Origin of the sequence: Acinetobacter sp. YH16042 (genome assembly GCF_013417245.1) — a bacterium.
Lineage (GTDB): Bacteria > Pseudomonadota > Gammaproteobacteria > Pseudomonadales > Moraxellaceae > Acinetobacter > Acinetobacter amyesii.
On sequence record NZ_VPEJ01000081.1, the window covers coordinates 1 to 2421 of the forward strand.

A 2421-nucleotide genomic window follows, 5' to 3' on the forward strand; every position below is an offset into this window, starting at 1 on the left:
TGCTAGTAGCTGGCAATATGACTAAGGAAGAAATTGCCAAAGCAGTGAATTGTGGAGTTGCAACTGTCTATCGAGTTGCTAAAGTTATTTAAAAAAAACTTATAATGCCCTGAAGAGGATACTTATACCCTTCCGCAGTAGGGTTACTTTATATAAGAAATTTTTAGGGTAAATATGGAAATAACTCTGATATTTTAAATTTGAAAGTTATGATTTAGATGTTTTATATGGAGTTCTTATACCTTATATTATTGCAAGTAAAGAAAGTAAGATATTGAAGGAAAGGTTATGAGAAAAATGAAGTACTTTTTAAGTTTCATTATCTTATTTTCTACAATTGCTTATACCCAAAAAAATGAAAATTCATCTGAATTTGTTGTCCAACTTACCGTAACAGAACATTGTGAGATCCAGAGTACTCAGACTCAATCTATTGATTTTGGATCTATTCAACGATCAACAAATCACGTAACTAGCTCAGGAAGTTTGAATGTTAGTTGTAGTCAAAATACTCCATACTCGATTGCTTTAAACAGCGATAAGACTTTAAAGAATACACAAGACAATTCTATCCAGGTTCCGTATCAGCTCTATCAGGATGCTGGATTTAAAACTGTTTGGGGAAGCTCTTCTCAAGAAAATTTTGCAAGTACGGGAACTGGTACGGATCAGAACTTCAAAATCTGGGCAAAAATTAATGAAGGCGCCACGAATGTTCCTGCGGGTGTATATAATGATATTGTGGTTGCTACGATTACATATTAATACGTTAAAGTGACCGTCACAGTATCACTATAGTTTCCTGCACTTTTGAGAGGCTGTTGGGGGACATGTCCGTAAACAGAGATTGGTTGCTGCCCATTTGTTCCTACACCTTGCGACCTGTTATTAGAACTATCCCATTTTTGAGTTAAGTTACTGTTTAAGTATAAATCATAATTTATATAATCCTTGCCATTAAACATTCTTCTCTGACTATTCAGAGCATATTTGCCATTATTTAATCCTACTCGCCAAGTAGTGCGTGAAGGGCATTGCAGAGAAATTTGACCACTTGTATATAAGTCTCTGTTCAAATTATCAATTTGACCAAAATCCAAATCTGTTGTTGAGAGTAATGCACAAACATTCTCATATTCTGCAAAAACACTCATATTGGCCGTATCCGAATATCTTAAATTACTAGCGTTATAGCCGTTAGGATAGTTCTCATTTCTTTCAAAATCATAAAGGATTTCAAGCGATAAAGTAGAGGATCTGTAATTACCAGCAGCCCCTGTCTGTCCTGGATAAAAAAGACCATAAACTGGGATCATTTCAGTCAGCTGCTTACCGCCTGTAATCGTATAATCTCTACAGCCAGTAGAAGTTAATTGGTCGCGTGCTTGGATTAAATGAGTAAAACCAGGGTCATAAAAAAGGTTATATTTTAAAGATTGAAACAGGTTAGGTATACCTAAAAGGCTGGTATAGATAGAGCGAGTAATATCATTATAAAGCCAGCTTGTAGCGGTCAAACACACACGTATATTTGTTTTCATTATGGAACGTGGATCACAACGAAGCATAACATTGGTAGAAGTCGTACTTAATGCAGGACTCACCTCACCAAAATCAAGCGAGGTAGAAGAAATACTGCATTTAGCAGCCTGACTTTCACCTGTAATCATCAAACCTAAAAATAGACCTGACATTAAAGTTAAATTTTTGCTTGATAAAAAAGGAGATTTTTTTTTGCTCATTATTCGCATAGCAAGTCGCCTAAATCAATTAAACCTTTCTGGGTATCTAAACCATTTATCTCAAAGCTACACATTTTGTCTTTTTGCTCTACAAAGAATTTAGTTACTTTAGGGTTTTCCATATAGATCATACCATCATGTGCAACCACAGTAAGAGGCTCTGGTATCGAGGACTTTAAGTCTGGACTTGCCCACACATTCGACCCGGCTTCAATTACGCTTCCATCTTTTTGTTTAATAACTGCTTGAATCGCCTGAATCTGGTAAACAGGAAAATCTATGAAGACTCCACTACCAAACCTTGGTACAGCATTCTTTACTGTTGTTTCAATATAATAGTCAGCAGGTAATTCTAATGCATCGATTGTGATCTTGTTATTTTGGTAAGGATTCAGTGAGGTGACGACCAGTTCTCCGTTTCTATTGGTCTTTCCTACTGATCTATTTTCTAATTTCACTGGTACTTCAGGGATATTAGAGGTTGAAATCAAAGCAAATGAATCAAAAGATCTAGGCATGGGGACTATACTTCGATTCATCATTAACAGGCTTCCACTTAATGTACCGTTGGCTATTCGAGAAGAGCTGTTATCGGTTTTAAATTCCTGTACGCCTAAACTCCACTCCCCATAGTTGTGAATCCGGGCAAGTTGAGTCTGGATATTTCGATTATCCTGAG

The 2421-nt window shown here is 36.2% G+C and carries 4 protein-coding genes; 2 read left to right on the forward strand and 2 right to left on the reverse strand.

From position 1 onward, the window contains the following. The coding region (locus FTV37_RS16980) for a helix-turn-helix domain-containing protein (protein ID WP_180064307.1) at positions 1 to 92 on the forward strand (92 nt) is incomplete at its 5' end. A 196-nt stretch (positions 93 to 288) separates the two neighbouring features. Further along, the gene (locus FTV37_RS16985) at positions 289 to 765 is read left to right on the forward strand and encodes a spore coat U domain-containing protein (RefSeq protein WP_168406833.1); all 477 of its coding nucleotides are present in this window, start codon (positions 289 to 291) and stop codon (positions 763 to 765) included. Here the strand turns inward: FTV37_RS16985 and FTV37_RS16990 are convergent. Together FTV37_RS16990 and FTV37_RS16995 are read right to left on the reverse strand one after the other, a co-directional pair. After that, entirely contained in the window at positions 762 to 1742 is a 981-nt protein-coding gene (locus tag FTV37_RS16990) for a spore coat protein U domain-containing protein (RefSeq protein WP_180064308.1), read from the reverse strand. The genes FTV37_RS16985 and FTV37_RS16990 overlap by 4 nt on opposite strands. Beyond that, a partial coding sequence (locus FTV37_RS16995) for a fimbria/pilus outer membrane usher protein (RefSeq protein WP_180064309.1) occupies positions 1742 to 2421 on the reverse strand: 680 nt, incomplete at its 5' end. The genes FTV37_RS16995 and FTV37_RS16990, both read right to left, overlap by 1 nt.